The following is a 24,927-nucleotide window of genomic DNA, read 5'->3' on the forward strand; positions in this document are numbered from 1 at the left end:
GGTTTTGCGGATTCTTGTCGCTCAGCCTGAAAACGCCTCGGTCAAAACACTTAGTTCTCCACTCAGGTCTGTTTGCGCATCTCCACCCAACAGCATATAGCCGTAGCCATCATTCGCCCATGTCGCTGTCGCAAGACCACTGAGCACCGCAAGGTTCACATCCTTGACCGGTGCTCCCGCGCCTTGCCGGATCACACAAAACGCCACCGGATTACCCTGGGCGTCAGCAAAGACCACCTGCACCAAAGGTTTACCTTTGAACGACAGTACCTGAGCACGTTTCAGATCAAGGCCCGGCAGATTTTCCAATACGCCCCGGTTCAGTGAACGACCCAACTGAGCCTCGGCCTGAACAAACTGCGCGTCCAGCGTTTGCTGAGAATTGTCCAGATCGGCAATCGTGTCCGGTGAATAAAGCGATTGATAGATCGCAGCCTGCTCCGCCCAGCCCAATGCCGGTGGTCGCGTGGCCCAGAATGTTGCAGAAGCAGCAATAACAGCAACTGAGGCTGCGACCGCCAGCAAACGGAGCGGTCCGGCATTGGACTGTTGAGCGCTTGGTATGGGCAGATCGATCGAAGGCGCCTCAGTTGGAATGCCTTCAAAAGCCTGCTGCACAACCTGGGCAAATGGGTCGAGCGCCATGAGACGGTGTTCGAGTGCAGAATCCTCGGCCACCGCGTCTTCGATGCCGCGGGCTTCGGCCTCATCGAGGCTGCCTTCCAGATAGGCCAGAAGTGTTTCGTCGGAAAACTTCATTTGCCACTCCGTTGCACGGTGTCAGCCGCATCGTGCTGCATAACGGTTTTCAGTTTCTGCCGGGCATTGGAAAGCCGGCTCATGATTGTGCCGATGGGTACGTCCAGCATATCCGCAGCTTCGCGGTAGCTGTAGCCTTCGACAAACACAAGCATCACCGTTTCACGTTGCGCCTCTGGCAGCTGCATCACTTGAGTAAACACCTGAGCGGCGAAAATATTCGTTTCTGAATCAGGCCCTGTCGCGACTAATTCCGCCTCGGGCGTGACTGAAAGCGCCTGCGCCTTTCTTACGGATCGCGCCCGTATCTCGTTCAGCCAGATTGAACGGCAGATCGTCATCAGCCAACTGTCCAGCCGTTCATACGAGGTGACCTGGTGGTGCTTCTCCAACGCACGCAATGCCGTCGCCTGCAACAGATCATCCGCAACGTCCGACGCACCCGACAAAGCCAGCCCAAACCGCCAGACCCGTTTCGAGTGGGTCTGGATCGCGCCGCGCACGGCTTGTTCGGTGCTTATCTCAACACTCATCGAATAAAACGCGACCTGTGTGTGTTTGCTTTGACATGGGACCGGGCCCGCTTGGTCAGAACTGTCATAGATCCTGGAGGAAAGAAATGAAACTTCTGTTCAAAACAATCACGATTGCGTCGGCTATTATTGCAGGCCCGGGTCTGGCCGCTGATTGGACACTAAACCCGGATGCGTCTCATCTGGCTTATGGAACGGTCAAGATCGATGATGTTGGAGAGGTCAATTCTTTCACCAACCTTTCGGGTCATGTCAGCGAAGATGGCAAGGTTAATATCGATATCGATCTGTCGTCGGTCGAAACGAATATCGACATCCGTAACGAACGGATGATCGAGTATGTGTTTCGCAAGGCCGCGACCGCGACATTGAGCGCGAATATTGATATGGACCAAGTGTCGAAACTGGATGTGGGAGCCAGTAACACGATTGAGGTGGATGCGAAGCTGGCTCTGGCGGGGACCGAGGTGGAATTCTACACCGATATGTTTGTCCTGCGTGTGGCCGAAGATACCGTCATGGTTTCAACCAACGACATGGTGTTCATCAGCACCGAGGATGCGGGCGTTTCGGCAGGCGTAGACAAGCTGATGGAGTTGGCACAACTACCCAGCATCACCCGCACCGTACCGGTGACCGCACGATTGATGTTCAGTCTTGAAGGCTGAAACCTAAGAAAAGTACGGGGTCGAATTTGGCCCCGGCTTATGCCCCCCAAGTGTCGCTTAGGCGATAGCCGCCAGGCCATGGGTCATCGGGGTCCAGCATGTGCTGGTGCGTACCCGTAATCCAGCCTCGCCCCGAGATTTCCGGGGTGATCGCCACGCGGCCGTTCAGATCATGCCGCTCTACGATACGGCAGCGAAATTCACTGTTGATGACTGAACGCGCGTGGTAGCGATCGGTCATCGTCATTTCTCCCTTGGCCAGCAAAACCGCCATCCGGGCTGAAGCACCGGTGCCACAAGGTGAACGATCCAGCTTACCCGGTTTGATGGCGACAGTATTTCGTCCGATGAGAATATCGCCCTGACGATCGAGCGGGCCTGCAATCTGGCAAAACGAAATGTGACTCCAGTCTTTAGTGGGGTGATCGAAGCCTAGCTGCTCATTGGCGGCATCGGTGATACGCGCGCCAGTCCTTGCAAGATCAGCTCCTTCATCAGGGGTAAGCTCGAAACCCAAATCGGCGGCATCGACAATTGCAAAACGGTCGCCACCAAACGCGGTATCCACGCGCAACGTCCCGATGCCCTCAACCTCGATCCGGGCATCCAGCTTGTCGACGAAACTTGGCACATTATGCACAAAGATACGTTCGGCCTTGCCATTTCGGCATTCGGCGCGGACGCGGATCAACCCTCCTGGGGCTTCCAATGTCAGATGGGTTTCAGGCTCGTGCATCGGAAGAATGCCACTGTCTAACAGAACCGTTGAGACACAAATCGAGTTGGAGCCTGACATCGGTGGCGTGTCTTCCGGTTCCATGATGATGAACGCTGCATCCGCCTCGGTTTTTTTTGGTGGAACCAGAAGATTCACATGGCGAAAGACACCGCCGCGAGGTTCATTCAGCATGAAATCCCGCAATGTCTGGTCTTCAGCGATAAAGGTCCTTTGGTCCCATACCGTCTCTCCCGGAGGCGGAGCGACGCCGCCGACGATAACGTCGCCCACTTCGCCTTCAGCATGGGCCGAGATCACATGGATGGTTTTGGAACTGCGCATAAAGCCTCCGAAAAGCCGATGGATAATGCGCAGTCATGCAAAACAGATCCGGTCTGGCAAGCCCTATCGCAGCCGCTGACCCGTCTCGGGATCGAACAGCATCGCACGCTCAGGACGAACCGAAAGCCCGATGCGGTCACCGGTCGTACTGCGTTGGTCTTCCCGTTCTTCCACAATCAGCTTATCGCCATTTGGCGTCAGCAGATAAGAATATGAAACACCACCGAGCGCTTCGGTCAGATCAACTGTGCAGGTGTCACCGTTTCGATCCACCTGAATATGCTCGGGGCGAATACCCAATGTTACTTTCGTCGCTCCTTTGGGAACGCTCTCGGTGACCGGGACATCATCAGAAAGTGCAGGGTGCCGCACCATGCCGTCCACGACATCGCACTCAAGGAAGTTCATTGCAGGAGACCCGATGAAACCTGCCACGAACTTATTGTCGGGGTCGCGATACAGGTCCATAGGGGCTCCCACTTGCTCAATCCGACCGTCGCGCAATACCACAATCTTGTCGGCCATGGTCATCGCCTCAACCTGATCGTGCGTAACATAGATCATCGTCGCGCCGATTTCCTGATGAAGCCGCGCAATTTCAACCCGCATTTCCACGCGAAGTTCTGCATCCAGATTCGAGAGCGGTTCGTCGAACAGGAACACCTCGGGGCCGCGCACAATGGCACGCCCGATCGCGACCCGCTGACGCTGACCGCCGGACAACGCTTTGGGTTTGCGTTTCAGATATTGATCGAGCTTCAGAATATTTGACGCTTCCTGAACCTTCTGGTCAATCTCGGCCTTGGCAACACCGTTCATCCGCAGACCAAATCCCATGTTCTCGGCCACGGTCATATGAGGATAGAGCGCATAGGTTTGAAAAACCATCGCCACTCCGCGTTTGGCAGGATCCACATGCGTGACTTCACGTGCGCCGATATGGATTTCCCCGTCCGAGGTTTCTTCCAAACCCGCGATCATCCTCAAAAGCGTGGACTTACCGCAGCCCGAGGGGCCCACGAACACGCAAAACTCACCATCTTCAATCTGCAGATCAATCCCGTGAATGACCTGCGTCTGGCCATACCGTTTGATCGCGCCTTTCAGGGTTACACCTGTCATGTTGCTTGCATCCTATTCTGTTGGCCCTCGGGGAACCGCCACGCCTGTGCTTCTGTGCCGATCTGTTCAGCGACGCGCCGGACGCGCGGCACCCAAGATTGCAACTGCTCGAAATCCATTCGCCCAGTCGATCCTGTCACCGATAGGGCCCCCAACATGCGGCCCCCATTAGTCAGAATCGGGCAGGCAATGCAGATGATGCCAGGCTCATGCTCTTCATCATCAACTGCGTAACCACGGCTGCGGATCTTAACGAGATCAGCCCGCAATGCCTTTTCCGAGGCCAAGGTCTTGTCAGTGAACCGATGAAAGCTTTGTTGCGAGATCGTCTTTTCCAACTGTGCCTCGTCCAAATAGGCCATCATCGCTTTGCCAACGCCTGTGCAATAGGCCGGGCCGACCTTGCCGGCCTCGGAATACATCTCAATTGGTCGTTGCGCGTTGCGCTTATCCACATAAAGCACCTGCCCGGAATCAAGTTGCGCCAAGTGCACGGTCTCCCCTGTCTCGGCGCTGAGAGCGTCCAGGAAAGGCCGCGCAATTGGAGCTAATGAGCTATGCGTCCATGCCGAATGTGCCAGTCGCACCAATCGCATACCTGGCGAATAGGTCTGCCGTTCCGGTTCGTAATTCAGCATGCCCTGATTGGTTAGTGACTGCAGAAAGCGGTATAGCGTCGCCTTGGGAAATTCACTGCGTTCCAGCAATTCCCCGAACCGCACCGGGCGTTCGAAGGCCGCGACCTGTTCCAGCACGTCACATGCTTTTCCTATTGTTCCGTCACCTGCCACGGGTGCCTGTTCTCCTCCACTTTCCCTCGGCTTTGGGCACGAGGGTCTTGACAAGAGTAGCCGAGTCGATGTGTAGTTTTCAATATATAAAACAAGGTTTCAATATTTGAGACCAATATGGAAGCTTAAGGGAGGAAACTATGCATTCCATGTTCAAGCGCACAGCGGCTGCTTTGGCTGCCAGTGTGGCACTTGCTGCGCCCGTCGCAGCAGAGCTGACCGGCGAGCTGCGAATCTTCCTCGATACGTCCAACCCGGCGCCGCGCGCGACGATGGAAGCGATGATCGAGCGATTCGCGGCCGAGCATCCCGGTCTGGAAATCGAAACCACCGTGATCGACCGTGAGGCCTACAAGACCCAGATTCGCAACTTCCTGACGGCTGACACGCCAGACGTTGCCACCTGGTATGCAGCCAACCGGATGAAGCCTTATGTTGAAGCGGGTCTTTTCGAAGACGTCTCGGACCTCTGGGCTGAACCTGAAATCGCCGACAATCTAGCGTCGACCAAAGGTGCGATGACCATTGATGGCAAACAGTGGGGCGTTCCGTACACCTACTATCAATGGGGCGTTTATTACCGCAAAGACATCTTTGATGAGCTGGGTCTGACCGAGCCGACCACTTGGGAAGAAGAACTGGCCAATTGCCAGAAGATCGTCGATTCCGGCCGCGCCTGTTATACCATCGGCACCAAGTTCCTGTGGACAGCAGGTGGCTGGTTTGACTATCTGAACATGCGCACCAACGGGTTCGACTTTCACAATCAACTCGCAAATGGCGAGATCAGCTGGGAAGACGACCGGGTTAAGCAGACCTTCGCCAACTGGAAACAGCTGATCGACATGGGCGCATTCATTGACAACCACCAGACCTATAGCTGGCAAGAAGCCCTGCCCTTTATGGTCAACGGTGAGGCCGCCGCCTATCTGATGGGTAACTTCGCTGTGGCTCCGCTGCGTGAAGCAGGCCTGACCGACGATCAGTTGGACTTCTATCAGTTTGTCGCCATCAACCCCGATGTTGAACTGGCCGAAGACGCGCCGACCGATACGTTCCATATCCCGGCCAATGCCTCGAACAAGGAAGCCGCGCGTGAGTTCCTGCGTTTCGCAGTCTCTGCGGACGAACAGACCGAAATCAACAACGGTGCAAACCTCGGCCAGTTGCCTGTGAACGCGCAATCTGCAGTGGACGACGACAAGTTCCTGCAGCAGGGCTTTGTCATGCTATCGTCTAACAGCCCCGGCGGTGTTGCACAGTTCTGGGACCGCGACGCACCAGCGGAAATGGCAAAAGTGTCGATGGAAGGCTTCCAGGAATTCATGGTCAAGCCGGACAACGCTGACAAGATTCTGGCCAAGCTGGAACGTGCGCGCGAGCGCATCTACGACAACTAAATCTTGTCCAGGGTCGGGCTGAAGCCCGGCCAACACCTTGCACAATAGTAGGGCGGGCTTCAGCCCGCCTTCACCCACCAGATCCGAGATGCCCATGACCGCTGCCGTTGACGCCCCCGAGCAAGAAAGCTGGTTCCACAGAAACCAACAGCGCATCGCGCCCTGGCTGTTTTTGGCTCCGGGTCTGTTGTTCTTCATGGTCTATGTGATCATCCCGGTCTTTCAGTCTTTCAATCTGTCTCTTTATGAATGGGACGGTTTAGGTGCAGCTGAATATGTCGGCTTTCGCAACTATGAAGATCTGTATTGGGAATGGGTGGACCGCGACGCTTTCTACATCTCGCTCAAGAACAACCTGATCTGGCTGATCCTGTATCTGGCCGCAATCCCTGCAGGCTTGTTTATCGCACTGTTCCTGAACCAGACGGTCTGGGGCATCCGCCTCTACAAGTCTTTGTTCTTCTTTCCCTTCGTCATCTCTCAGGTCGTCGTTGGGCTAGTATTCACATGGTTCTACGACCCAACCTTTGGCCTGCTAAATGAATTCCTAAGCCTCTTTGGCCTCGGTCCACTGAACGTGCTGGGGGATGAGCGCTTCGTAACCTACGGCATTATCTTCGCAGGTCTATGGCCACAAACGGCCTATTGCATGATCCTCTACCTCACCGGCCTGAACGCGGTCGACCCCGAACAGATCGAAGCCGGGCGTCTGGACGGCGCAAAAGGTGGGCGAATGCTGTGGCACATTATTCTGCCGCAGCTGCGCCCGGCAACCTTCATCGCATTCGTTGTGACAATCATCGGCGCGCTGCGCAGCTTTGACCTGATCTCGATCATGACACAGGGCGGTCCTTTTGGCTCGTCCCGCGTGCTGGCCTACTACATGTTCGAGGTCGCGCTGTCCGAATACGGCTTCCGCATGGGATATGGCGCAGCTATCGCTGTGATCCTGTTCCTGATTATGCTCTGCTTCATCGCCTACTTCCTGTGGTCGATGTACCGCGAAGAAAGGGGGCACTGAGATGTTTCCCAAACCGATCGAAAAACAACCCCGCGCAGCGCAGATCACCTATCAGGCGATGTTGCCTCTGGCACTGCTACTATGGCTGGGCCCCCTTTTGGCGGTCGCGCTTTTCTCGGTCAAACCAGCCGCAGACTTCACCAATGCGAATTACTGGGGGATGCCGTCCAGTTTTGAGGGCGCGTTCAACTATGGTCAGGTCTTTTTCAATTCGGATATGCCACGTTACTTGATGAACTCGTTCCTGATCACCGTACCAACGGTAATCGGGGCCGTTGCACTCAGTTGCATGACAGGCTTCGCGCTGGGGATCTACAAATTCAAATCGAACCTCTGGATCTTCTTCATGTTTGTGGCGGGCAATTTCGTACCCTTCCAGATCCTGATGGTCCCCGTGCGCGATCTCACGCTGGAGTTGGGCCTTTACAACACCAAAACAGGGCTTGTGTTATTCCACATCGCCTTCCAGACCGGGTTCTGCACGCTCTTCATGCGCAACTTCATCCGCGCCCTGCCATTCGAACTGATCGAGGCCGCACGGGTCGAGGGCATTAGCGAATGGCGAATCTTCTGGTACGTCGTTCTACCACTGATGAAACCGGCCATCGCCGCACTCAGTGTCCTGATTTTCACCTTCATCTGGAACGACTATTTCTGGGCTGTTGTCCTGACCCAAGGGGCCGAAAGCCAGCCCGTGACAGCCGGGATCACCAGCTTTAACGCGCAATTTCGCGCTGCTTATCAGTTGATGAGTGCCGGTTCTATAGTGGCAGCCCTGCCGCCGGTTGCCATGTTCTTCCTGATGCAGAAACACTTCATCGCGGGCCTGACCCTCGGTGCCGTAAAATAACGTCAAACCAGAGGTTTACCTCATGACCAAGATCACCTTTGTAGGTGCAGGTTCCACGATCTTCATGCAGAACATCGTGGGCGACGCCCTGCTCACCCCTGCCCTTGCAGACAGCCACTTTGCGCTGATGGATATCGATCCGGTGCGCTTGGCCGAAAGCGAAGCTGTGGCCAAGGCCATGATCCGCTCAGTCGGCACGGGTGCAACCGTCTCAACCCACACGGATCGTCGCGCGGCGCTGGACGGCGCAGATTTCGTGATCACTGCCTTTCAGGTTGGCGGGTATGAGCCTTGCACGGTGACAGATTTTGAAATCCCAAAACAATATGGCCTGCGTCAGACTATCGCCGATACGCTGGGTGTTGGTGGCATTATGCGCGGCCTGCGCACTGTGCCCGTTCTGTGGGGCGTCGCGCAGGACATGATGCAGTTGTGCCCCAACGCAACGCTGCTGCAATACGTGAATCCGATGGCCATCAACACCTGGTCTCTGGCTGAGCGCTTCCCTAATCTGAAACATGTCGGCCTGTGCCATTCTGTCCAGAACACGGTCGAAGAACTGGCGCATGATCTAGACCTGCCCAAGGCGGACTTTCGCTACAAAGTTGCCGGTATCAATCACGTCGCGTTCTTCCTCAAGCTCGAGCATGAAGGCCGCGATCTGTATCCGGCTTTGCGTCAGGGCTATCGCGCCGGGCATTTACCCAAGCCTCCGCTGCTAATGCCGCGCTGTCCAAACAAAGTCCGATACGAAGTGATGGACCATCTTGGATACTTCTGCACCGAAAGTTCCGAGCATTTTGCAGAATACGTTCCTTGGTTCATCAAAGACGGTCGCAATGACCTGATCGAACAGTTCAGCATACCGCTGGACGAATACCCGACCCGCTGTGTCGAGCAGGTGGCCAATTGGAAGGAACAGGCCAAGACCCTGACAGATGGTCGGAACATTGAAGTAACCCGAAGCCATGAATTCGCCGCCGACCTTATGAACGCAATCGTGACAGACACGCCGTACACAGCCTACGGCAACCTGCCAAATACGGGTCAGATTCCGCAATTACCCCTAGGTGCAGCGGTTGAAACGCCGTGTCTGGTTGACTCGAATGGCGTCCAGCCTTCCGTGGTCACGGATATCCCACCACAACTGATCGCGTTGATGCGGACCCAGATCAACGTACAAGAGCTAACGGTTCGCGCGCTGACCGAAGAAAACCCCGAATACATCTATCACGCCGCAATGATGGATCCCCATACTGCGGCCGAGCTGGATCTGCGCCAAATTCGCGGCCTCGTCACCGATCTGCTTTCTGCCCATGGCGATTGGCTGCCAGATTGGTGCCGCCCCGCCCGCGCAGCTTAATCTTCGTCTTCTCAAAAAACACTCAATTCCAACGCCAGACAGACAGAGCCAATAATGACCAAGAAACGCCGTTCACAGCATTGGTACGGAAAACTCGATAAGGACGGGTTCATTCACCGGTCCTGGATGAAAAACCAGGGCTTTCCGGATCACGCTTTTGACGGGCGCCCCATCATCGGCATCTGCAACACATGGTCGGAACTGACGCCCTGCAATTCGGGCCTTCGTGATCTGGCCGAAGGCGTGAAACGGGGCGTGTGGGAGGCGGGCGGCTTTCCAGTGGAATTCCCCGTTATGTCGCTGGGCGAGACCCAGATGAAACCCACCGCCATGCTGTTTCGCAACCTGCTGGCGATGGATGTGGAGGAATCGATCCGCGCCTATGGTATCGACGGCGTTGTCCTGCTGGGTGGATGCGACAAGACCACCCCGGGGCAGCTGATGGGTGCAGCCTCGGTCGATTTACCGTCCATCGTGGTTAGCTCTGGCCCGATGCTGAACGGCAAATACCGGGGTCAGGATATCGGCTCGGGCACAGATGTCTGGAAGTTTTCCGAGGCTGTTCGTGCCGGAGAAATGACACTTCAGGATTTCATGAACGCTGAATCAGGCATGTCGCGTAGCGCGGGTGTGTGCATGACTATGGGCACCGCTAGTACTATGGCCTCATTGGTTGAGGCGATGGGCATGTCGCTGCCCACCAACGCCGCCCTGCCCGCCGTTGATGCCCGCCGCATGGCGCTGGCGCATCTGACCGGCAAGCGCATTGTCGAGATGGTGGACGAGGACCTCAAGCCATCAGATATCCTGACCAGGGAGGCGTTTGAGAATGCCATCCTCGCCAATGCGGCCGTCGGAGGATCGACAAACGCAGTGGTCCACCTGTTGGCACTTGCAGGTCGCGTGGGTGTCGACTTGACGTTGAAAGACTTTGAAATCGGATCAGAAATCCCCCTGCTGGTCAATTGCATGCCTTCCGGCAAATACCTGATGGAAGACTTCTGTTATGCAGGCGGCGTGCCAGTGGTTCTGAGCGAACTCAAACCTTTCCTGCGCCCGGCAAGAACAGTTCTGAACAAGGACATCTCGGCCCACTATGAAGGGGCTGAGTGTTTCAACACAGACGTCATCCGCCCATTTGACGATCCGGTAAAACCCGCCGCAGGCCTGCGGGTTCTGCGCGGCAATCTTGCGCCCAACGGGGCAATCGTGAAGCCTTCGGCGGCCACAGATGCACTGCTGGAAACCGAGGCCGAAGCATACGTTTTTGAGAGCATCGAAGATCTGAAAGCCAATATCGACCGGGACGACCTACCAGTTACACCTGAGACCATTCTGGTTCTCAAAGGTTGTGGTCCCAAGGGCTATCCCGGGATGCCTGAGGTTGGGAACATGCCAATTCCGGCCAAGCTGGTAAAAGACGGCGTGCGCGACATGATCCGTATCTCGGACGCGCGTATGTCTGGTACCGCATTCGGGACAGTTATCCTGCATGTCAGCCCTGAGGCTCAGGCTGGTGGTACGTTGGCGTTGGTCAAAACCGGTGACCGTATTCGGGTGTCCGCCAGCAAGGGCGAGCTGCAGCTGCTGGTCGACGAAAAGGAACTGGACGCCCGCCGCGCCCTGTGGCAACCGGACGATCCGCATTACTCGCGCGGGTATGCGAAGCTTTATATCGACCACGTGTTGCAGGCTGATCGCGGCGCGGACCTTGATTTCCTTGTGGGCAAAGACACGCGCCTAGTGACGAGAGAGAGCCACTGATGGATCAACCTGCTACATTTCAAGACCTCAACGGAGCCTCTGTTTATATCACCGGCGGCGGTTCGGGCGTTGGTGCAGCGTTGACTGACGGGTTCATGGCCCAAGGGGCTAAAGTTGCCTTTATCGGTCGGTCAGATGCCGGTGAATTTGTCGAACAGATGCGTGACAAGCACGGCCGCGCCCCCTTGTTCCTACAGGGTGACATGACTGATACCGAGCTGTTGCACGCCACCATGGCCAAAGCAGCTGAAGCCCATGGCCCGATTAAAGTGCTGGTCAACAACGCCGCGAATGACAAGCGGCACTCACTTGAAGAAACTACAACCGAGTTCTGGGACTGGATGATCGAAGTCAACCTAAAGGCCTACTATTTTGCCTGTCAGGAAGCCGCGCGACAGATGAAGGACAAAGGCGGTTCGATCATCAATTTCAGTTCGATCAGTTACCTGATGGGGAACGCAGGTTATCCAATCTATACAAGTTCAAATGCGGCAATCACCGGCATGACACGCTCGTTGGCGCGTGAACTTGGGCCACATAAAATTCGCGTCAACGCGCTGGCACCGGGATGGGTTCTGACACAGAAACAGCTGGACATGTGGGCCACACCCGAAGATCTGGCTGCGCATATGGATCGCCAGAGCCTGAAAGAGCATCTGACGCCCGAAGACATGATCGCACCAACCCTGTTTCTGGCTTCAAGCGCAAGCCGTGCAATGACCGGGCAGTGCATGGTGGTTGACGGCGGCGTGGTAGGAACGGGGTGACGCTATGAATGTCGAGTGGATCGCTGTTGACTGGGGAACATCTCATCTGCGGGCATGGGCCATGCAAGGTGATAGCGTTTTGGCACAGGCCGCGTCGTCAGATGGTATGTCCCGCACAACCGGCGGAGGTTTTCAGGCAGCCCTGCTGGCTTTGATCGAAGATTGGCTGCCCGGGCTACCGGTAGATGTGATCGCCTGCGGAATGGTTGGGGCACGACAGGGTTGGGTCGAGGCCCCGTATTCTGCGGTTCCATCCGAGCCTATTCCGGTCGTACCCTTCCGCGTTCCAAACACCGATCCGCGCATTCGGGCCTTCGTTGTTCCGGGGCTGAAACAGACCAGCCCTCCCGATGTGATGCGCGGCGAAGAGACTCAGATCGCGGGGTTCCTCAGCACGCATCAGAATTGGGACGGTGTGATTTGCCTGCCCGGTACTCATACGAAGTGGGCCCAGATCAGTGCCGGAGAGGTGGTCAGTTTCCGAACCTTCATGACCGGCGAGTTGTTTGATCTGCTGCGCGGGCAATCCGTTCTGCAGCATTCAATTGACGAGGGCTGGGACGACGCGAGTTTTACCGAAGCGGTTGCCGACATGCTGTCGAAACCCGAGCAGCTGGCAGCGCGCCTATTCGGGCTACGGGCCGCTGATTTGCTGCACGGTCAAAGCAAGAGCGTTGCACGCGCCCGTCTTTCAGGGTTCCTGATTGGCGCCGAGCTTGCCGCATCGCGGCCCTATTGGCTGGGCCAACAATTGGCGATCATCGGCTCGGAAAGTCTGACCAAGGCCTACGCGACCGCCCTGCAGCAACAAGGTGCCATGGTCGAAACCGCAGACGCCACAATCGCAACACTTGCGGGTCTGTCGCAGGCCCGAACATTAACGAGGCAAACCGCATGAGCCGCCCCATCATCGCCATCCTGCGTGGGCTGAACCCTGACGAGGCGCTACCGGTCGGTCACACCCTGCTGGAAGCGGGAATTGACCGGATTGAGGTTCCGCTGAACTCTCCCGATCCGCTGGAAAGTATCCGAGTTCTCGCCTCGGAGATCGGGGACCGCGCGCTTATCGGAGCGGGCACTGTATTAACCCCCGATCAAGTTGACGCGATTGCTGATGTCGGAGGTAGATTGATCGTTTCGCCGAATTGCGATGTGTCCGTGATCCAACGCTCTGTCGCGCTTGGGCTGCAAAGCTGGCCGGGTGTGTTCACGCCGACCGAGGCCTTCGCAGCGCTCCAGGCCGGGGCTACAGGGTTAAAACTTTTCCCCGGTTCGCTCGCAGGTCTTGCAGGGCTGGCTGCCCTGCGCCCTGTTTTGCCGACGGGCGCTCAGGTCTTTGCGGTGGGCGGTGCGGGCCCCGAGAACTTTGGAGCCTGGATCGAGGCCAGCGCCGACGGCTTCGGAATTGGGTCTGCGCTCTATAAGCCCGGAATGTCAGTTGGAGATATAGCAAACCGTGCCCGGCAAATCGTTGCCGCCTATGATGAGGCCGTTGGATGAGTCAGGTCTATGACGACCGCCCCTGCGAATTGGGCGAGGGGCCATTGTGGCACCCTATACGGCAACAGCTTTTCTGGTTCGATATCATCGGCAAACGACTGATGACGCGAGAAAATGACCAGGCGCATAGCTGGGCGTTCGATGAACATGTCTCAGCCGCAGGATGGGTAGACCGTGACACTTTGCTGATCGCGTCGGAAACCGGCCTGTGGCGATTTGGGCTTGAGAGTCGAGCCAAAGATTTGATCGCCCCGCTTGAGGTCGACAATCCGGTGACTCGATCCAATGATGGGCGCGCCGATCCTTGGGGCGGGTTCTGGATTGGCACCATGGGCAAACAGGCAGAAGTAGGCGCAGGTTCGATCTATCGCTATTGGAATGGCGAGCTACGGCCATTGGTCCGAGATATCACCATCTCAAATGCAATCTGCTTTGCGCCGGACCGATCCTGCGCCTATTACAGCGATACCGCCACCAAGCTGGTCATGCGTTGGGAACTGGACGCGCAGACAGGCTGGCCCATAGGCAAAGCGGCGGTCTTCCTTGACCTGCGCAGCGAAGATCTGAACCCGGACGGCGCTGTGGTTGATCGCTCCGGAAACATCTGGATCGCCCAATGGGGTGACAGCCGGGTCGCAGCCTATACGCCCAGCGGTCAGTTCCTGAAAGCTGTCGTCTTCGATGCCAAACACACTTCGTGCCCGAGTTTTGGTGGTGATGACCTGACTACACTGTTCTGCACCACCGCCCGCCAAGGGCTGGACGCGGACACTCTTGTAAGAACGCCGACGAATGGCATGACACTCACCGCGCCAAATGTGGCGCAAGGTCAAGCTGAACACAGAGTTATACTATGAAGCCGGAACTTGGCGTTTGCTATTACCCTGAACACTGGCCCGAAGAAAACTGGGCTCAGGACGCCGCGCGCATGGTCGAGACTGGCTTGAAATGGGTCAGGATCGGCGAATTCGCCTGGAGCCGAATGGAACCCACTGCTGGAGACCTGCAATTCGACTGGTTGGATCGCGCGATTGAAACCTTGGGTGCGGCAGGGCTGAAGATTGTGCTGGGCACCCCGACGGCAACACCTCCGCGATGGATGCTGGACAAGCATCCCGACATGCTGGCTGTGGATGCTGATGGCAATCTACGCAAGTTCGGCTCACGCAGACATTATTGCTTTAGTCACACCGGCTATATCGACGAATGCAAGCGGATCACGAAGATCATGGGTCAGCGCTATGGCCGCAACCCGCATATCGCTGCTTGGCAAATCGATAACGAATATGGCTGTCACGATACGACGCTCAGCTATAGTGCTGCGGCGTTGTATGCTTTTCACCGCTGGCTGGCGAACCGATACAACTCGATCGACGCGTTGAACAATGCCTGGGGGAATGTGTTCTGGTCGATGGAATATAACAGCTTCGATCAGATCGAGCTGCCGAACCAGACCGTGACCGAGCCCAACCCGGCACACGTCTTGGCGTTTCGCAGGTTCAGTTCGGATCAGGTGGTGGCGTTCAACAAGGCCCAGGTCGATGCGCTGCGGCCGCTAACGGATCAACCATTGCTGCACAATTACATGGGGCGCGTGCTGGAATTCGATCATTTCGATGTAGGCAGGGATTTGGACATCGCCACGTGGGACAGCTATCCTATTGGCTTCCTGTCGGATCGGTTGGAAGTGGACGAGCCGCACAAGACTGCATTTCTGCAGCAGGGTGATCCGGACATGCAGGCCTTTCACCACGACCTATACCGCGCCGTCGGTCGAGGCCGTTGGTGGGTCATGGAACAGCAACCCGGTCCAGTGAACTGGGCCCCCTACAACCCGGCACCCCTGCCCGGCATGGTGCGTCTCTGGTCGCTTGAGGCGGTGGCCCATGGGGCCGAAGTGGTCAGCTATTTCCGCTGGCGGCAAGCACCGTTCGGGCAGGAACAGATGCATGCCGGTCTACTTACCCCGCATGGCGACGAAGCACCCGGTTTGGCCGAGGCGCGTCAGACCGCCGATGATCTGGCCGCGATAGGCACGGTTCAGCCTATCCATGCGCAGGTTGCTATCGTCTTCGATTATGCATCTGACTGGGCCTGGACAACGCAGCCTCAGAGCGCGGGGTTCGATTATTTCCGGCTCGTATTCTCTGCCTACCGCGCGTTGCGGCGCGCTGGGTTGTCGGTGGATTTCGTGCCTCAGAACGAGGTCGGCAAGGAGCACTATAATCTGATCCTAGCACCGGGCCTGGCTGCCCTAGGCGATCTTGAACAAAGGCTACTACAAGGATGTGATCTTGCCGTTCTGGGACCGCGCAGCGGGGCAATCACCGAAGATTTTCAGATCCCTGATTCGGGGCGCCCAGGTCTTGATGGCCTCAGCAGCCATGTCGATCTGATCGAGACTTTGCCACCCGGCGTAACCCGCATTGTCGAAGGGGGCGGTGCTGCGGAACATTGGGTTGAGCGCTTGTCAGGCTCCGCGCAAAAATTGCTTTCTTTCGCAGATGGCACTGCGGCGTTGCATGGCGGTGCCGGTCTTTGGTATTTGGCGGGGTTCCCCGATGAGGCCCTTTGGGATCGCGTCATAGCCATGGCGGCCCAGAAAACGGATCTGGCGCTCCATCCGATGCCCAAAGGGCTGCGGCGGCGCGAGACGCAGTCGCACGAAGTGCTGATCAACTATAATGCGCATTCAGTGACATGGGACGGCCAGCAGATCGAGGGATGTGATGTCCTGTTCAGGACGCGCGGTTCATATAAACGTTAATCTAGATACCGCTAACATAACCTGTTAGATGGCGTGACGCTGGTCATGGCTCCAACAGGTTGCGACAATGAAATATACCCGTTCTGACTTTCCCAATGGCTTTCTGTTTGGTGCGGCTGCCCCTGCAGAACCGGCAACTGGGCTAGACATGCACCGCTTTACAGTCCGTTGGCAGCAAATCATGCCAGACGGTCGCATTCCTGATGCACGCGCATTGGATCAGTGCGAGCAGCGGATTGATCAGCTTTTGGCACACAGCATTCGGCCATGCATTGTGCTGGATCACAACGATATCCCCCCAGCGCTGGAGGATATCGGCGGGTGGCGCAATCGAGTAATGGCCGACTATTTTGCAGCGTTTTCTGAGGCAGTCGTCGCTCGGATGGGTGATCGGATATTCAACATCTCTACCTTGAACCCGTCCGTCGGAATCGAACGCGACCCTCGCACTAATGCCCGCAGCCTGCACCATCAATTGCTTGCACAGGGCGCGGCGCGTCAGGAAATGCGGAGCTATGGGATGGCCAATCTGGGTGTAGAGGTCGATCCGCTCATCCTTGATACGATAACCAACGGGCAATACCCGCAGTCTTTGCTGGATCGATTGGCCCGCCACTTTCCCGAAAATTGGCGGGATGATTTTTCCATCATCGCCGAGCCGATTGATTGGTGCAGCGTAGTCGTGAAAGAGGGCGCTGACATAGACATACTCATGAGCACAACACATGAGCAATCGCTGCCTTCATTCGTGACCGTAGCCGCCGATGCGGGTCATGACTTGGTGCATTCGCTGGCGCGCGTGCATGACGCGCTTGAATCCGACACCTTGGTACACGGCATTTTCGTTCAGTCCGGGACCGACGTCGAGGCGTTGCAGACAATCCAAACAAGTGACGCCCAGCCGGCCCCATGGGTTAGACCCAAGGGAGGGTTACACGCACATTGGAATCTGGTGGCCGATATCGGCGGCACCAATACAAGATTGGGCGTCGTAACCGAGGGGGCGCTGACCGATCTTCGCAAACACCCCACGGGCACTGTAAGCGACCTGCAAGACGCATTGCACAGCCTCTGCGACGAGGTCGGAACACAGCCGCGCGCGGTCGTCGCTGCCGGGGCTGGTCCGGTTCAGGACGGCACCATTCGCCTGACCAATGCCAATCTTGATCTTTCCGAAGACGCTCTGGCCCGAGCAACCGGCGCGCACCATACCTATGTCATCAATGATTTCACTGCTGCCGCATGGTCAGTCGCCGAGATTACCGAGAATGATGTTGAGGTATTGCAGGGCTCAGCCGCTCCACCACTGGGGACACGGCTAGTTGTCGGGCCGGGAACCGGGCTGGGCGTGGGCGCCCTGCTCTACTCTGAAGGACATTTTCACACCGTTTCCGGCGAGGGCGGCCATGTTGGATTGTCCCCGCGCCATCTTGACGAGGTCGAGGTTTTCCGCGCAGCGCGCAAGATCATACCCGAGTGCTTTTTTGACGATACGCTAACCATCGAGGCCGAGATGTTCCTGAGCGGAACTGGCCTACCGGTTCTCTATCAGGCGATCGGAATGGCCGAAGGTCAGGCCAACGGCATGATACGTTCGGCAAAAGACATTCTGCAGGATGCTCAGGACGGCTCGGATGCCTGCGCTGTTAAGGCGGCGCGAATGTTCACCGAGCATCTGGGCGCCATAATGGGCGATCTTGCTGTTGCTCTTATCCCCTTCGGAGGTGTGTTTCTTGTTGGCGGGGTGGCCGAAAAGAACCGCTGGCTGTTTGGTCAGGATTTTCTGCGTGCCTTCAACGCAGGAGGTCGGTTTGATGAACTGCGGCGATCAATGAACCTGTATGTGTCGGAGCAGAATGAGTTTGGCATTGTTGGCGCTAACAATTTCTGTAAGAATGCCTTGGCACGGTAATTTGGCCGTGCATTTTTAGGCAGATCGAAGGGTAGCGGAATGATCCTGTGCTGTGGAGAAGCTCTGATCGATATGATCGCCGAACCAACGGTTTCTGGCAGCAAAGGGTTTGTCCCACATTCCGGCGGCGCGATCTTCAATACAGCAATTGCACTGGGTCGTCTGGGCATACAAACGGGGCTGCTGTCAGGGCTATCTACCGACATGTTCGGAGAGCAGTTGATCGCCGCCTTGCAGATCAGCCATGTCGCGACCTCGCACGTTATCCGCTCGGACCGTCCTACGACACTTGCATTCGTGCAGTTGAGGGATGGGCACGCCACATACAGTTTTGTCGATGAGAATACGGCGGGCCGGATGCTGCGGCCCGAAGACATGCCGGATCAACTACCGGGCGTTTCCGCACTGTATTTCGGAGGGATCAGCCTGGCTTGCGAACCATGCGCTGATGCGTACGCGGCCGCACTTGATCGTCATGGCGCGGATCATGCAGTGATGTTGGATCCCAATATTCGACCCAGCTTTATCAAGGATCAGACGCGATACCGGACCCGCTTGAACCGTATGATCGCAAAGACCGACATCATTAAAGTTTCCGATGAAGACCTTGATTGGATTATACCGGGCCCCGAAAGCCATGCCGAGAAAATTCCACTGCTGCTTCGTGCAGGACCAGTGATCGCAATCGTGACCAAAGGGGGGGATGGCGCGACAGGCTATCTTTCTGATGGAACGGACGTTTCCGTGCCCGTCCAGAAGGTTAAGGTCGTGGATACTGTTGGTGCTGGCGATACGTTCAACGCAGGTGTGCTGGCTGCGCTAAGCCAAACCGGTCATCTCAACAAGCCCGCCTTGCGCACTTTGCCCACAAGCAGTCTTCGCGACGCTCTTGAATACGGTGCAAAGGTCGCTGCCGTCACCGTATCCCGAGCGGGGGCAAACCCGCCTTGGGCACAGGAGCTCTGAAGGTATACAGACCGATGCCGTGTTCAAGCTAAGTTAGCAGCAAGGTCCAACGCCGCGTTCTTAATCGCAGCTGAAACAAAAGGCCCCCGAGATTGCTCGGGGGCCGCTTTGTTACCACAGTATCGGAAAGACCGATCAGCTGCGGCCTTTCCATGGCACCAGCCAGTTCTCGGCCTTGCGCATCAGGATATCGATTCCATATCCGATCACCCCGATCAGGACGATCCCCATAATGACAATGTCGGTCAGCTGGAATTTGGATGCGGCGATGATCATCATGCCGGCACCCTTTTGTGCGGCAACCAGTTCAGCCGCAACAACAGTTCCCCAACAGACACCCATAGCCACACGTGCACCGGTGAAAATCTCGGGCAGCGAGTTAGGCACGATCACATGGCGCATGATCTGCCATTTCGACGCCCCCAGAGAATACGCTGCGTGGATTTTCGAGATGTTCACACCGGACACACCAGCCCGCGCGGCGATGGTCATGATCCAAAGGGCCGCAAGGAACAGCAGAACGATCTTGCCGGTCTCCCAGATGCCGAACCAGATGATCACCAGTGGGATCAGCGCAAGTGGCGGCACCGGTCGCATGAACTCGACAATCGGATCGAACCAGCCGCGGAACCAACCGGATAGGCCCATTGCATAACCCAGCGGAATCCCCACAAGCGCACCTGCGATAAACCCAGCAATCACGCGCAACAGCGACCAGCCCAGATGCTCCCAAAGCGAGAAGTTCTGGTAGCCTTCATTCGCAATCTCAAAGAACCGGGCCACAACGGTTTCAGGGGCTGGAAGCCAGATGGGGTTCATCTGCAAGCCCTGTTTGGGGGTGAAACTGATCGCCCCTTTCCCGGTCAGCGTTACGGTACCATCGCCTGTATCAACCTTCTGGCCTTCACCTATAGGTGTGCCGTTGATCGCGACGATCTTTGCACCCTCATTACGTTTGGCATCATCGTTCTTGTCGAACAGGATCGTCGATGAGCGGCCCGCAGCAGCAGCAACCGCATCGTCTTTGGCAAATCCGCTGCCGGGCTCGACCTCGAATTTCTCTGCTTCCTCACCGAAGGCTGGAACGCGAACAAAAATCGTGGCTTCATCCGTGCTGCCATCCGCGTTTTCGAGCGTATAGGTGAATTGCGTATCACCTACAAATGGGCCCGGCACATGGATCGGAAACAACTTCGAGCCGGTGAAAGCCGCCCAGATTACAAAGATCACGAGAACTGAGATTATCGATGCAGCCCTATCCGCTCGTACGGCACTTTCGTCGCCGAAAGTCACAGTTTTCAAGCTTGTGAAATCCTGACGCGATTGCAAACCGCGGCGTAACGCGTAGACGATGAAAAACGCGCCACCGAACAGGCCGATATAGAAGAGAAGTACAATCATGATGCCTGCTCCGTCCGACCCATAATTTCTTCTTCCATCTCCCAGATCATCGAGAGGATCTCATCGCGCTTTTCCGCAAAACCTTCGGATTTCTTCACATCACGCAGATCGGCATTCACACCGCGTTCAGCAAAAGGCAGATTGTATTCGCGGTGAATGCGCCCCGGTCTGGGGGCCATGACAATCAAACGCTCACCCAGCAACAAGGCCTCTTCGACCGAGTGGGTGATCAGGATGATCGTCTTGCCCGTTTCTTTCCAAAGCTTCAGGACAAGGCCCTGCATTTTCTCACGGGTCAGTGCATCCAAAGCACCCAGCGGTTCGTCCATCAGGATGACGTCCGGCTCGTTTGCCAGGCACCGCGCCAATGCAACACGCTGCTGCATCCCGCCCGATAGTTCATAAACCGCCTTGTCCTTGAAATCCTGCAGCCCCACGACCTCAAGCAGATGGTCGGAAATCTGGTCACGCTCGGCTTTGGGCATGCCTTTCATACGCGGGCCAAACTCGACATTTTCCCGCACGTTCATCCATTCGAACAACGCGCCCTTCTGAAACACCATCCCGCGTTCAGCATCAGGGCCTTTGACCAGATGGCCGTTCAGTTCAATCTTGCCAGATGTCGGCGCCAGAAATCCTGCAACGATGTTCAGCAACGTCGTTTTACCACAGCCCGACGGGCCAAGGACAGACATCAGCTCACCCTCTTTAAGGCTGAGTGAAACATCTTGTAGGGCCTGTACTGAGGAGCCGTTGGGTAAGTCAAAGCGCATGGACAATTCTACGATGTCCAGTTCAGGCATCCTGCCTCCTTCCTGCTTTCATAGCTGTCGACCGGCCCGAAACCGGGGCCGGTCGCATGAAATGTCCTGCGTGATTAGTTATTCGCAGCTGTCAGCGGGCCTGCATTAACGGCACCATCATACGAATCCAGAGCGGATTCGATGCTGCCTGCCGACACGAACACGTTTGCAACACCCTGCATGAAGTCTTGCGCGCCACCTCCCAGCCACTTCTCGGACAGCTGGTCTTCAACTGACGGGAAGGTGAAAGTCGCGATTGTGGCTTCAGCGTCTGCAGGATCCATACCAGCATCCTTTGCAATCACCGGCAGCATTTCATCTTTGCTGTCGCCTGCGTTCCACTTGGCGTTGGCATCTGCGGTAACCTTAAGGAACTTCGACAGAAGCTCGGGCTCTTCTTCGATGAAGCTTGCCGGAGCGCTTGTGACGTCGAACACCAGGATACCGATCTCTTCTTTTTCAGCACCGGTCAGCAGGATGTTGCCATGCTCAGTCATACGACGAAGCGCGCCACCCCAGCCGCAAACCATGTCGAGGTTGCCCTGCGCAAATGCCGCGGCGCCATCGGCCGGAGCCATGTCAACAATTTCCATTGAACCGATGTCGACACCGAAGTGAGACATTTGCGACAGGAAACCGTAATGCGCAGCTGTACCGATCGGAACACCGACCTTCTTGCCGTTCAGTTCACCCGCGTTGCCCTTGTCGATTTCAAGCGCTTCGGCAACAACGCAGTTGTCGTTGTCTGAATAGCTAACCGCCACATCGACGATCTGGATGTCCTGACCGGCCGAAGTGGTTACCACAAACGGTGGTACCCCTTGGCTGACCGCGATCTGTACATCACCCGAGGCCATCGCAGCTGACATGGCGGTACCGGTGTCGAAAGACACCCAGTTGATCTTGACGCCCAGTTCTTCTTCGTAGGTTCCGTTTGCTTTCGCATACTGGAACGGCATCGGCCATTCGAGGAAATATGCAACCGTCAGTTCATCAAGCGCGGCGGCTTGTGAAGCGGTAACGGCCGCAATCCCGGCATATGCTGTTGTGAGCAGATATTTCTTGATCATTTTGACTATTTTCTCCCTGCTGGTTCCACTTGTCGGCTCTTGAAACGTCCGAACTCTGGAACAGTAGAAAAACCATAGTCCTTACGCGTTGAATTAGTAAATCAAAATACTGGTTGCGTAAAAAGCGAAACTTTGTTTCGCTTTTGACTGATAGTTCGCTGGTTTGGGAGCCCCCGATGACAAAGAAAGCACTCAGTCTCAGGTGGCTGGAGGTCTTCCAACTTATTTCCAAGTTGGGTTCAATCCAAAAGGTGTCAGCTGAAACCGGTTTGTCAATCAGTACGGTCTCCAATCACTTGCGCAGTCTTGAAAAGGCGCTGGATGTGGATTTGGTGGACCACAGCCGCAGACCCATGGGTCTGACACCCGCAGGCACGGTGTTCTCACGACATGTGCATGACGGCCTGATCGCCTTGAAACGGGGCGAGGCCGAGCTTCGCTCGGGCAGTTGGCAACATGCAACAGATTTGCGTCTGGGCCTGATTGACGATTTTGACAGCCGGGTCGCGCCAGAACTCTTCCGTCATCTCTCTGCAAGCCTGCCGCGGTGCAATTTTCGCCACTTTACCCGCCCCAGCCATGAGATTCTTGACAAACTGCAGTCTCAAAAGCTGGATGCAGGCGTTGCGACCCGACCTCCTGAGCACTTTGAGGGGTTAATCGAATTCCCGCTACTTCGAGATCCGTTTATCGTCATTCTTCCGCCTGCATATGACGGACCGGTCGAGGAACTGACCAAATCAGACAGTCCGCTTCCGCTTTTACGATATTCGCGTGATCACACCATAGGCAGACTCATCGAAATTCAGCTAACCCGCAGCAAGATTAACCTACCCAACCGGTTCGAACTTGAATGTAATCAGTCAATTATCGGACTTGTCGCCGGGGGCAGTGGTTGGACGATCACGACTGCCGCCAGCTACTATCGCGCACGGCGATTCCACAAAGATACACGCGCATTACCTTTCCCGGGCAAAAGCTTTGCGCGTACCGTATCGTTGTTCACGACCAATATCTATCCGTCGACAACCACACGACTGATCCACAACACACTGCAAAACCTGATCCGTCGTCATGTGACCGAGCCTATGAATTCGCGGTTTCCGTGGTTGAATGACGACTTTCGAACCATTCCCGCACCCCCCGAATGAGCAACCAGGTAATCTGAGCGCAATATCGAAGTTATTTTCCGGCTTTTTCGAAACCGGGTACAGTGCGCTTGACCGACGCGCCCCATCCGCTGTGATTAGGCCTGACCTTGCGGCTTGAATACAGGCGGCATTCTAAACCCAGAAACCTACCCAGCGGCCCGTGTTGGCAAGACCTACCGGTCTTGAACTATGTGCCGGGCCCAGATCAGGACAGCTTGATGCATCTTTCCCGTTTTCCCCGTGTTTTTCTTGCCCATCTGCCAACACCGCTTGAACGGATGGATCGTATGTCCGAGGCTCTGGGAATCGATCTGTGGATCAAGCGAGACGACTGCACCGGCATGTCGACGGGTGGCAACAAGACCCGCAAACTAGAGTTTCTGTTCGGCGAAGCGCTCGAACAAGGCGCAGACATGGTGATGACACAAGGGGCAACGCAATCGAACCATGCGCGTCAAACCGCTGCATTCGCTGCCCGGCTGGGTTTGAAATGTCATATCCTACTGGAAGACCGCACCAGCTATAACAACGCCAACTACAACAACAACGGCAACGTTCTGCTGGATCATTTGCATGGCGCAACCACCGAGAAGTTTCCCGGCGGCCACGACATGCCCGCCGAGATGGAGCGTTCGGCCGCGAAGAAGCGTGAAGAAGGTCACAACGTCTATGTCATTCCGGGCGGAGGTTCGAACCCGATCGGAGCGCTTGGCTATGTAAACTGCGCGCTAGAGCTTGTGAGCCAGGCCAATAACGCCGGTCTCAAAATCGATCGCGTGGTGCATGCGACGGGCTCCTCGGGCACGCAAGCCGGGCTGGTCACCGGGCTTTGCGCCATGAATACGGGCATTCCGGTTCTTGGCATTGGCACCCGCGCACCGCAGCCCAAGCAAGAGCAGATGGTCTATGATCTAGCCCGCAACACGGCTGAGAAATTGGGTTGCCCAGGCGTGGTGCGGCGCGAGGAAGTGATGGCCAATACCGACTATGTAGGCGACGGCTACGGCTTGCCGACCGAAAGCGGCATTGAGGCGATCCGCATGTTTGCCGAACTGGAAGGCATTCTGCTCGACCCGGTCTATTCCGCCAAAGGGGCCGCCGGTCTGATCGATCTGGCGCGCAAGGGCTCGTTTAAGGATGAGCGTGTGGTGTTCTTGCATACCGGAGGCTCGGTTGGCCTGTTCGGTTATGATTTCGCTTTCGATCACACCGACCGCTGGGTCAATCTGTAAATCACGGTGATAAGTTCCAGCAAGCAG

At 56.3% G+C, this 24,927-nt stretch carries 23 protein-coding genes; 15 read left to right on the plus strand and 8 right to left on the minus strand.

The window, feature by feature from the left end:
• Positions 1-21: 21 nt before the first annotated feature.
• Positions 22-759: a hypothetical protein gene (locus AC2TEM_RS06305; RefSeq protein WP_170422837.1), complete on the minus strand. Its 738-nt coding sequence runs from the start codon at positions 757-759 to the stop codon at positions 22-24.
• Positions 756-1,292 (minus strand): sigma-70 family RNA polymerase sigma factor, encoded by a 537-nt coding sequence (locus AC2TEM_RS06310; protein WP_170422839.1) that lies wholly within the window; start codon positions 1,290-1,292, stop codon positions 756-758. Before AC2TEM_RS06310 ends, AC2TEM_RS06305 begins: the two co-directional genes overlap by 4 nt.
• Positions 1,293-1,378: 86 nt before the next feature.
• Here AC2TEM_RS06310 and AC2TEM_RS06315 point away from each other — a divergent pair, with 86 nt between their 5' ends.
• On the plus strand, positions 1,379-1,960 hold the full coding sequence (locus AC2TEM_RS06315; RefSeq protein WP_170422841.1) for a YceI family protein: 582 nt from the start codon (positions 1,379-1,381) through the stop codon (positions 1,958-1,960).
• 37 nt (positions 1,961-1,997) lie between these two features.
• Here the strand turns inward: AC2TEM_RS06315 and AC2TEM_RS06320 are convergent, their stop codons facing one another.
• The 3 genes from AC2TEM_RS06320 to AC2TEM_RS06330 all read right to left on the minus strand — a co-directional run bounded on the left by AC2TEM_RS06320 (position 1,998) and on the right by AC2TEM_RS06330 (position 4,933).
• On the minus strand, positions 1,998-3,020 hold the full coding sequence (locus AC2TEM_RS06320) for a trans-3-hydroxy-L-proline dehydratase (protein WP_480856037.1): 1,023 nt from the start codon (positions 3,018-3,020) through the stop codon (positions 1,998-2,000).
• 63 nt (positions 3,021-3,083) lie between these two features.
• Positions 3,084-4,142 carry a sn-glycerol-3-phosphate ABC transporter ATP-binding protein UgpC gene (locus AC2TEM_RS06325; RefSeq protein WP_170422844.1) on the minus strand — a complete coding sequence of 353 codons (1,059 nt, stop codon included), beginning with the start codon at positions 4,140-4,142 and terminating at the stop codon, positions 3,084-3,086.
• A complete protein-coding gene (locus tag AC2TEM_RS06330) occupies positions 4,139-4,933 on the minus strand; it encodes an IclR family transcriptional regulator (RefSeq protein WP_170422846.1) in 795 nt (264 codons plus the stop codon). Before AC2TEM_RS06330 ends, AC2TEM_RS06325 begins: the two co-directional genes overlap by 4 nt.
• Positions 4,934-5,073: 140 nt before the next feature.
• Between AC2TEM_RS06330 and AC2TEM_RS06335 the strand changes: the two genes are divergently transcribed.
• The 12 genes from AC2TEM_RS06335 to AC2TEM_RS06390 all read left to right on the plus strand — a co-directional run bounded on the left by AC2TEM_RS06335 (position 5,074) and on the right by AC2TEM_RS06390 (position 19,243).
• Positions 5,074-6,333 carry an ABC transporter substrate-binding protein gene (locus tag AC2TEM_RS06335; RefSeq protein WP_170394448.1) on the plus strand — a complete coding sequence of 420 codons (1,260 nt, stop codon included), beginning with the start codon at positions 5,074-5,076 and terminating at the stop codon, positions 6,331-6,333.
• 94 nt (positions 6,334-6,427) lie between these two features.
• The gene (locus AC2TEM_RS06340) at positions 6,428-7,354 is read left to right on the plus strand and encodes a carbohydrate ABC transporter permease (RefSeq protein ID WP_170394445.1); all 927 of its coding nucleotides are present in this window, start codon (positions 6,428-6,430) and stop codon (positions 7,352-7,354) included.
• A 1-nt stretch (position 7,355) separates the two neighbouring features.
• The gene (locus AC2TEM_RS06345; RefSeq protein ID WP_170394442.1) at positions 7,356-8,204 is read left to right on the plus strand and encodes a carbohydrate ABC transporter permease; all 849 of its coding nucleotides are present in this window, start codon (positions 7,356-7,358) and stop codon (positions 8,202-8,204) included.
• 22 nt (positions 8,205-8,226) lie between these two features.
• Positions 8,227-9,567, plus strand: a complete 1,341-nt coding sequence (gene melA / locus AC2TEM_RS06350; RefSeq protein WP_170422850.1) for an alpha-glucosidase/alpha-galactosidase — start codon at positions 8,227-8,229, stop codon at positions 9,565-9,567.
• A 54-nt stretch (positions 9,568-9,621) separates the two neighbouring features.
• The gene (locus AC2TEM_RS06355; protein WP_170422852.1) at positions 9,622-11,331 is read left to right on the plus strand and encodes an IlvD/Edd family dehydratase; all 1,710 of its coding nucleotides are present in this window, start codon (positions 9,622-9,624) and stop codon (positions 11,329-11,331) included.
• Positions 11,331-12,098, plus strand: coding sequence for an SDR family oxidoreductase (locus AC2TEM_RS06360; RefSeq protein WP_170394433.1), 768 nt, complete (start codon positions 11,331-11,333; stop codon positions 12,096-12,098). The genes AC2TEM_RS06355 and AC2TEM_RS06360 overlap by 1 nt, the downstream gene beginning before the upstream one ends.
• Before the next feature lie 4 nt (positions 12,099-12,102).
• Positions 12,103-12,996, plus strand: a complete 894-nt coding sequence (locus AC2TEM_RS06365) for a 2-dehydro-3-deoxygalactonokinase (protein WP_170422854.1) — start codon at positions 12,103-12,105, stop codon at positions 12,994-12,996.
• Positions 12,993-13,598 (plus strand): 2-dehydro-3-deoxy-6-phosphogalactonate aldolase, encoded by a 606-nt coding sequence (locus AC2TEM_RS06370; protein WP_170422856.1) that lies wholly within the window; start codon positions 12,993-12,995, stop codon positions 13,596-13,598. Before AC2TEM_RS06365 ends, AC2TEM_RS06370 begins: the two co-directional genes overlap by 4 nt.
• Positions 13,595-14,455 carry an SMP-30/gluconolactonase/LRE family protein gene (locus tag AC2TEM_RS06375; protein WP_170422858.1) on the plus strand — a complete coding sequence of 287 codons (861 nt, stop codon included), beginning with the start codon at positions 13,595-13,597 and terminating at the stop codon, positions 14,453-14,455. The genes AC2TEM_RS06370 and AC2TEM_RS06375 overlap by 4 nt, the downstream gene beginning before the upstream one ends.
• Positions 14,452-16,365, plus strand: a complete 1,914-nt coding sequence (locus AC2TEM_RS06380) for a beta-galactosidase (protein ID WP_170422860.1) — start codon at positions 14,452-14,454, stop codon at positions 16,363-16,365. Before AC2TEM_RS06375 ends, AC2TEM_RS06380 begins: the two co-directional genes overlap by 4 nt.
• 67 nt (positions 16,366-16,432) lie before the next feature.
• Positions 16,433-18,277 (plus strand): family 1 glycosylhydrolase, encoded by a 1,845-nt coding sequence (locus AC2TEM_RS06385; RefSeq protein ID WP_480856038.1) that lies wholly within the window; start codon positions 16,433-16,435, stop codon positions 18,275-18,277.
• A 39-nt stretch (positions 18,278-18,316) separates the two neighbouring features.
• Positions 18,317-19,243, plus strand: coding sequence for a carbohydrate kinase family protein (locus AC2TEM_RS06390; RefSeq protein WP_480856039.1), 927 nt, complete (start codon positions 18,317-18,319; stop codon positions 19,241-19,243).
• A gap of 135 nt (positions 19,244-19,378) precedes the next feature.
• On the opposite strand, the gene AC2TEM_RS06395 is transcribed toward AC2TEM_RS06390, so the two are convergent.
• From AC2TEM_RS06395 to AC2TEM_RS06405, 3 genes are all read right to left on the minus strand, one after another.
• Positions 19,379-20,644 carry an ABC transporter permease gene (locus AC2TEM_RS06395; RefSeq protein WP_170394412.1) on the minus strand — a complete coding sequence of 422 codons (1,266 nt, stop codon included), beginning with the start codon at positions 20,642-20,644 and terminating at the stop codon, positions 19,379-19,381.
• The gene (locus tag AC2TEM_RS06400) at positions 20,641-21,447 is read right to left on the minus strand and encodes a taurine ABC transporter ATP-binding protein (protein WP_170394409.1); all 807 of its coding nucleotides are present in this window, start codon (positions 21,445-21,447) and stop codon (positions 20,641-20,643) included. The genes AC2TEM_RS06395 and AC2TEM_RS06400 overlap by 4 nt, the downstream gene beginning before the upstream one ends.
• Positions 21,448-21,521: 74 nt before the next feature.
• Positions 21,522-22,517, minus strand: coding sequence for a taurine ABC transporter substrate-binding protein (locus AC2TEM_RS06405; protein WP_170394406.1), 996 nt, complete (start codon positions 22,515-22,517; stop codon positions 21,522-21,524).
• A gap of 176 nt (positions 22,518-22,693) precedes the next feature.
• Here AC2TEM_RS06405 and AC2TEM_RS06410 point away from each other — a divergent pair, with 176 nt between their 5' ends.
• Complete coding sequence (locus AC2TEM_RS06410) at positions 22,694-23,668, plus strand: LysR family transcriptional regulator (RefSeq protein WP_170394403.1); 975 nt, start codon at positions 22,694-22,696, stop codon at positions 23,666-23,668.
• A gap of 218 nt (positions 23,669-23,886) precedes the next feature.
• Positions 23,887-24,900, plus strand: coding sequence for a D-cysteate sulfo-lyase (cuyA, locus tag AC2TEM_RS06415; RefSeq protein ID WP_170561560.1), 1,014 nt, complete (start codon positions 23,887-23,889; stop codon positions 24,898-24,900).
• Positions 24,901-24,927 lie beyond the last annotated feature (27 nt).

Source organism: Ruegeria sp. HKCCD3925 (genome assembly GCF_057221175.1).